This window comes from Arsenophonus sp. ENCA, from assembly GCF_002287155.1.
In the GTDB taxonomy this organism is placed as follows: Bacteria; Pseudomonadota; Gammaproteobacteria; order Enterobacterales; family Enterobacteriaceae; genus Arsenophonus; species Arsenophonus nilaparvatae.
In genome coordinates, this window is sequence record NZ_NHNG01000557.1 from 1 (window position 1) to 6,728 (window position 6,728).

Here is a 6,728-nt window from a genome sequence, read left to right on the forward strand (position 1 = left end):
GTAGACCCTTTATTGATGATACCTTCTTACTCCTTAGCGCAGGTCTTTGGAATTTCCATCTCAGAACAGCGTAAAATTTACTTCAATCACCGAAACACCCTTATTTCACTATTAAGCAACACGCTTAAAGTTTAGTGTGTATTAAGATGATTTCTTGAAACGAGTTTAGTATTTAAGTCATTAATTATTTCGACAATCGAAATTAATCAAAAAATAAACAGTGAAAATTTACAAATAGAGCATAAACTAGGCAAATTAACATGTCTGGTTCTATAATGTCGATATACATAAAATTTATGATTGATAATGGAAAAAAAACGTTTTTCTTTTATTATCACTGAAAAGTAATACACAAATCCAGATTATTTCAGCTAAAATATTTTGGATTTACTAATAAAAAATATTAAGTTTGTTGAGGGAAAAAATATGTTCCAACAAGAAGTCACCATCACAGCACCTAATGGTCTTCACACTCGCCCGGCGGCTCAGTTTGTCAAAGAGGCAAAAAGTTTTTCTTCTGAAATTACACTTTCCTATAACGGCAAATCTGCGAGCGCTAAAAGTTTATTTAAACTACAAACACTCGGCCTGACTCAAGGAACGGTTGTCACTATTTCTGCTGAAGGTGAAGATGAGCAGAAAGCAGTAGAACATCTAGTTAAACTAATGGCCGAATTGGAGTAATGACATACGGGCAATATAACATTTATTTTCTATTTTTTATCCCTGGATACCTTTATCTGGGGATATCTATTTAACCATAAGTATCAAAGCCAGTCCTATGAGCTAGCTATTTTTCGCCCATTGGTAGTAAGGTAACATTTATGATTTCAGGAATTTCAGTATCACCAGGTATCGCCTTCGGCAAGGCATTAATTCTTAAAGAAGCGCCAATTGTTGTCAATCAAGAGAAAATTTCTGACAACCAAATTGTCAGTGAAATTGAACGCGTTAAGCTTGGAATCAATAAAGCAATCGCACAATTAGAAACAATAAAAAAAACCGCAGAAAAAAATCTTGGTGAAGAAAAAGCGGAAATATTTGAAGGTCATATAATGCTGCTTGATGATGAAGAATTTCAGCAGGAAATTTTTTCTTTCATCAAAAAAGAGCACAAAACTGCGGATGCTGCAGCCCAAAAAGTGATTGAAGAACAAGCCACAGCATTAGAAGAATTAAATGACGAATACCTCAAGGAACGTGCCGCTGACGTCAGAGATATTGGTAAACGCCTGCTAAAAAATATTTTAGAGTTGCCTATTGTTGATCTTGGTTCAATTGCAGAAGAAGTCATTTTGGTTGCAGCAGATCTTACCCCCTCTGAAACCGCACAATTAAACTTGAAGAAAGTGCTTGGCTTTATTACTGATATAGGCGGACGCACTTCTCATACTTCAATTATGGCCAGATCGCTGGAAATTCCGGCTATTGTTGGCACAAGCAATGCAACGAAGAACATCCAACCAAACGATTATCTTGTTTTAGATGCTCTCAATAATCATATTTATCAAAATCCATCTGATAGTGAGATTGACAAGCTTAAACAAATTAAAGATGAATATTTACGTGAAAAAAGTGAACTCGCAAAATTGAAAGATTTGCCCGCAATAACTTTAGATGGTCATCAAGTTGAAGTTTGCGCCAATATTGGTACTGTACGTGATGTAGAAGGTGCTGAACGTAATGGTGCTGAAGTTGTGGGTCTGTACCGTACTGAATTTCTGTTTATGGATCGCAATAATTTACCTAGCGAAGAAGAACAATTTCAAGCTTATAAAGCGGTTGCAGAAGCTATGGGGCCACAGGCTATTATTATTCGTACCATGGATATTGGTGGGGATAAAGATCTTCCCTATATGAACCTACCGAAAGAAAAAAATCCTTTTCTTGGTTGGCGAGCAATTCGTATTTCCCTTGATCGCAAAGAAATCCTGCACGCTCAATTACGTGCTATTTTAAGAGCCTCTGCCTTCGGCCATCTACGTATTATGTTTCCCATGGTCATTTCTGTAGAAGAAATTCGCACCTTAAAAGAAGAGCTAGCTATACTTAAACAGCAATTAACCGAGGAAAAGCACGCTTTCGATCAGTCGATTGAAGTTGGGATTATGATTGAAACACCAGCAGCAGCGGTTATTGCGCATCATTTAGCAAAAGAAGTCGATTTTTTTAGCATCGGAACCAATGACCTAACACAGTATACCTTAGCGGTTGATCGCGGAAATGATCTAATTTCTCACCTTTATAATCCAATGTCTCCTTCAGTGTTAAAACTTATTAAACAAGTTATTGATGCTTCTCATGCAGAAGGGAAATGGACAGGTATGTGTGGTGAGCTTGCTGGTGATGAACGTGCTACACTATTATTACTTGGTATGGGATTAGATGAATTTAGTATGAGTGCAATCTCAATCCCAACTATTAAAAAAATTATCCGAAATGCAAATTTCAAAGATGCAAAAACATTAGCAGAACAAGCTCTTAATCAACCGACAGCGAAGGAATTGATGGATTTGGTTGAAACATTTATTAAAGAAAAAACACTTTGCTAAAATCATCAACCAACTCTTGACCCCATAAGAAAACAATTAATTAGGAGAAGATCCATGGGTCTGTTTGACAAACTCAAATCACTGGTTTCAGATGATAAAAATAGCGCTTATACTATTGATATTATTGCGCCAATTTCAGGTGAAGTTGTTAATATAGAAGATGTGCCAGATGTTGTTTTTGCCGAGAAAATTGTTGGTGATGGTATTGCTATCAAGCCTACTGGTAACAAAATTGTTGCTCCAGTTGATGGCACTATTGGTAAAATATTTGAAACGAACCATGCATTTTCTATCGAATCAGATAATGGTATTGAGTTATTTGTCCATTGCGGTCTTGATACAGTTGAATTAAAGGGTGAAGGATTCACCCGCATAGCAGAGGAAGGACAAAAAGTACAAAAAGGCAATTTAGTGCTTGAACTTGATCTTCCTCTATTAGAAGAAAAAGCAAAATCAACATTAACACCTGTGGTCATTTCTAATATGGATGAAATAAAAGAGCTAACTAAACTTAGTGGCTCTGTTGTTGTAGGTGAAACAGTTATTATGCAGATCAAAAAATAAACTACTATTCTTCCCTTCATTAATTATTTATGAAGGGAACTTTTTCACTATTTAATAATAAGAATTATTTCCTATAAACAACTATTTATTTTTGATATTATTTAATTCAATTAAATAACCCGGTGGAAAGATAACGATCCCCTCTGTCACAAATAATAGTCACAATAACTGCCCCAGGGTTCTGTTTAGCAACGCGTAATGCCCCTGCTACAGCGCCTCCTGAACTAATACCACAAAAGATACCTTCATCTATTGCTAGGTTTTTCATCATTTGTTCTGCTTCTATCTGAGAGATATCCAATATTCTATCAACTTGTGCAGATCTGAATATACTTGGAATATAATCTTGAGACCAGCGCCGAACCCCTGGGATATAGCTATTTTCTGCTGGTTGCAAACCGATAATTTCTATTTTATTTGATTTAGATTTTAAATATTGGCTGACACCGGTAATTGTCCCAGTTGTCCCCATACTTGAGACAAAATGCGTGATCCGCCCTGCTGTCTGACGCCAAATTTCAGGTCCTGTCGTCATAAAATGGGCTAACGGATTATCAAAATTATTAAATTGATCAAGCACTTTACCTTCATTTCGAGATTGCATCTCTAATGCACGATCACGAGCCCCTTCCATCCCTTCCGCTTCACTAACCAAAACTATTTCAGCACCATAAGCTCGCATCACTGACTGACGTTCAACACTCATATTTTCCGGCATTAATAATTTTAATTTATATCCCTTTATGGTGGCTATCATTGCCAATGCGATCCCTGTATTACCACTAGTTGCTTCAATTAAGGTATCACCAGGTGTAATTTGACCCCGTTTTTCTGCTTGCTGGATCATAAAAAGGGCAGCTCTATCTTTGACTGAACCGGCAGGATTATTACTCTCTAGTTTTACCCAAATTTCTGCATCCCTATTTTTAGTCAATCTTTTTAGCTTAACTAGTGGCGTATTACCAATAAATTTTTCCAAATAATCCACATTATTTACCTAATTATTTTTATTATAAAAAATAAAACAACGCTAATAGCAACATAAATAGCTGATAATCCTTGCAACAAAGTTATAATATGCAACTTTGATTAAAGGATTTAAACAATTCAATTTTTATATAACGTCTTAATATAATTTATTACCAAATTAAATCATTATTGTGCAGACCAAATAATACCACTGACTTTCCAATTAGCTAAAACATCATTTGATGGCACTAGATTTTTGGGGCCACTCCATTTGCCAGTAAAACGATAAGTAACATGGCTAGATTGAGGAGAAACACAATTGATAGTTAACATATTGGTTTGCTTTGAATCAGGGTAACAACTACCTTGCACTGCGTTTTGATAGATTTGCGAGAATAGTGTTCCTATTTTTGTATCCCATACTGTTTTAATATCTTCATCCATGATTTCGATTCGCTTAACTTCCCCATTCTCAACACCATAAATGACTATCTTTTCTTGAAAATTATTTATACCTTGGAAAAGAGACATTAATTGCCCCTGCTCAATTTGCATTCCAGAACGAAAATGGTATCGGTTATTTAACGCTGCTGCAATAATCTGTTCTTCCATCGGGGTCATTTTATTAATCTGACCAACTCCGGTAGCGGAAATTTTAACTGAACCGGCAAACCAATTCATTGGATATAAACTTGACCATGAAATACTACTACATCCGGTTAGTAATAATAGACTTGTTACAAATGACACTTTTAAACAAAGTAATCGGCTGTTGCCAAAAAGTTGTGGCATAAAAAACCCCTTAAAATTAATTTACAATATAATAAAAAAAGTAAAAATATTAATAATTTTATTTAAAATTTGTTTATAATGTGTGAAGTTAGCAGCGTGATAGAATACAAGTTAATAATCTACAAAAAAGCAAGTAAAACAAGTTTTTTTCAAATAAAGATGAAATTAACTTTTATTAATCTGACAGTTTAAAATTAACCCACTAATACCCATAAAAAATTTTTATAAAAAATAAATTAATAAAATTTTATATCAAAAAAGATAAATATTGGTATCATCAAATTAATTGCATTAATCACTCAAACGCTTGGTCATCAATTAATCGTTTAGTATATAAAATATTTTCCTGTTGTAACTCTTCGTAAGCCATTTTCTCACACATACAGATGGTAGCGTCATTCTCTTCAGGTACTAAAAACATAATTTGTGGGCAACCTTTAGCAATTAATTTTTTTTCTAAACGACTAATTAATGCATTAGCAATCCCTCTACCACGGTATTCAGGGTGCACCGCTAAATAATAAGCAGATCCTTAATAACCATCGTATCCTCCCATGATGGTACCAACAACTTCACCTGCCATTTCAGCAACTAAAAAAAGATCTGCCCCCGATAACATTTTACGCTCGATATCTGCTTCAGGATCTCTATCTGTTTGAATTAGCTGACAAAGCCCCCATAATGTAATAATTTCTTCAAAATCATCTTGTTGAAAGGTTCTTATTTCCATATTTTTTTACCTACTTAGTGAAGAATAAACATTGGCATTCTTATTATCTAAACAAGAATGATGGTAGCAAAATAAAATGAATAAGATAGCGCCGAAAATGTTGATTTTATACTCCATGAATCATTATTTCACGTTTAAATAATTTAATTTATTTACAATAAAATCATATGGTTATTACGTAAACCTATTATTCTGTTTATTTAACACCGCTCTACTTGGCTTTTCAATAGCAAGTAATTAAAATTTACTAAAATAATAATACCAACACTAAATAATGACAGAATTTTATTGGCTAAAATTAATTTTATATTAAATCCATTCCATTCTGACAATAAGAGAATACATAAATAGTCCTGCTTTTTAGCTGAAATTGTTAACTTTACTAATCGACAATTATATTATTAACCATAGACTTAAACTGCCAACTACGACAGTTTTTGAATAGACTATAATTAGCTTACTTGACTTACGGATACATGCATAACTCTACTATTAATATTTATAGGCAGTCATGCTTAATATTTTGCTATCGTTATTGCAATACTAACAGATCCAATCAATAACAAAATGTATTCAGACCGTATTGAGTGTATAATTAACCGCTAATCTACTACTCTAATAATAATCAAAAGCAATGTTATGAATATACCTGATATTAATGCAGTGAAAGCATTTCTTCTCACTTTGCAAGATAAGCTCTGTCAGCAATTTGAACATATCGATAACACCGCAAAATTTGCCCAACATAACTGGCAACATAAACAAAAAGGTAGCGGTCGTAGCCGTATATTAAAAAACGGGACGATTTTTGAGCAAGTAGGAGTCAATTTTTCCCATATAAGTGGTGAGCATTTACCTGCTTCTGCCACAGAAAATCGTCCACTACTGGTAGGTCGTCGCTATCAAGCAATGGGAGTTTCTTTAGTTACTCATCCACTCAATCCTTATATTCCAACAGCCCATGCTAATGTCCGTTTTTTCATTGCAGAAAAACAGCAACTGTCTTGACCAACAAAATTACGTAGTAACCTGATGGTAGGATTCATCCCATTCTTCGTTCTTTCTGAGCATCGCATTCAGGATGGTCAACAGTTTGCGCATGCAGGCAACCAGAGCGACTT

General features: G+C 34.4%; 5 protein-coding genes and 3 pseudogenes. 4 read left to right on the forward strand and 4 right to left on the reverse strand.

The features are described from left to right. The first annotated feature begins 426 nt into the window (after window positions 1-426). The 3 genes from ptsH to crr all read left to right on the forward strand — a co-directional run bounded on the left by ptsH (window position 427) and on the right by crr (window position 3,116). Entirely contained in the window at window positions 427-684 is a 258-nt protein-coding gene (gene ptsH / locus CBG25_RS14420) for a phosphocarrier protein Hpr (RefSeq protein ID WP_032114730.1), read from the forward strand. Between the two features lie 140 nt (window positions 685-824). Beyond that, window positions 825-2,552, forward strand: a complete 1,728-nt coding sequence (gene ptsI / locus CBG25_RS14425) for a phosphoenolpyruvate-protein phosphotransferase PtsI (RefSeq protein ID WP_290607482.1) — start codon at window positions 825-827, stop codon at window positions 2,550-2,552. A gap of 54 nt (window positions 2,553-2,606) precedes the next feature. After that, window positions 2,607-3,116, forward strand: coding sequence for a PTS glucose transporter subunit IIA (gene crr / locus CBG25_RS14430; protein WP_290607484.1), 510 nt, complete (start codon window positions 2,607-2,609; stop codon window positions 3,114-3,116). Window positions 3,117-3,222: 106 nt separating this feature from the next. On the opposite strand, the gene cysM is transcribed toward crr, so the two are convergent. From cysM to CBG25_RS14445, 3 genes and pseudogenes are all read right to left on the reverse strand, one after another. Continuing rightward, window positions 3,223-4,104 (reverse strand): cysteine synthase CysM, encoded by an 882-nt coding sequence (gene cysM / locus CBG25_RS14435; RefSeq protein WP_290607486.1) that lies wholly within the window; start codon window positions 4,102-4,104, stop codon window positions 3,223-3,225. 167 nt (window positions 4,105-4,271) lie between these two features. Then, on the reverse strand, window positions 4,272-4,877 hold the full coding sequence (locus CBG25_RS14440) for an RpoE-regulated lipoprotein (RefSeq protein WP_290607489.1): 606 nt from the start codon (window positions 4,875-4,877) through the stop codon (window positions 4,272-4,274). Window positions 4,878-5,172: 295 nt separating this feature from the next. Further along, a pseudogene (locus tag CBG25_RS14445) lies at window positions 5,173-5,607 on the reverse strand (GNAT family acetyltransferase). Window positions 5,608-6,246: 639 nt separating this feature from the next. On the opposite strand from CBG25_RS14445, the pseudogene CBG25_RS14450 reads away from it, so the two are divergent. Further along, a pseudogene (locus CBG25_RS14450) lies at window positions 6,247-6,600 on the forward strand (coproporphyrinogen III oxidase); the annotation flags it as partial. Window positions 6,601-6,624: 24 nt separating this feature from the next. On the opposite strand, the pseudogene CBG25_RS14455 reads toward CBG25_RS14450, so the two are convergent. Further along, window positions 6,625-6,728, reverse strand: a pseudogene (locus CBG25_RS14455) (IS110 family transposase); the annotation flags it as partial.

What these genes read in the sequence shown, in the direction of transcription:
- ptsH (WP_032114730.1), top strand. Translation starts at nt 427, where the DNA reads ATGTTCCAACAAGAAGTCACCATCACAGCACCTAATGGTCTTCACACT.
- ptsI (WP_290607482.1), top strand. Translation starts at nt 825, where the DNA reads ATGATTTCAGGAATTTCAGTATCACCAGGTATCGCCTTCGGCAAGGCA.
- crr (WP_290607484.1), top strand. Translation starts at nt 2,607, where the DNA reads ATGGGTCTGTTTGACAAACTCAAATCACTGGTTTCAGATGATAAAAAT.
- CBG25_RS14440 (WP_290607489.1), bottom strand. Translation starts at nt 4,877, where the DNA reads ATGCCACAACTTTTTGGCAACAGCCGATTACTTTGTTTAAAAGTGTCA.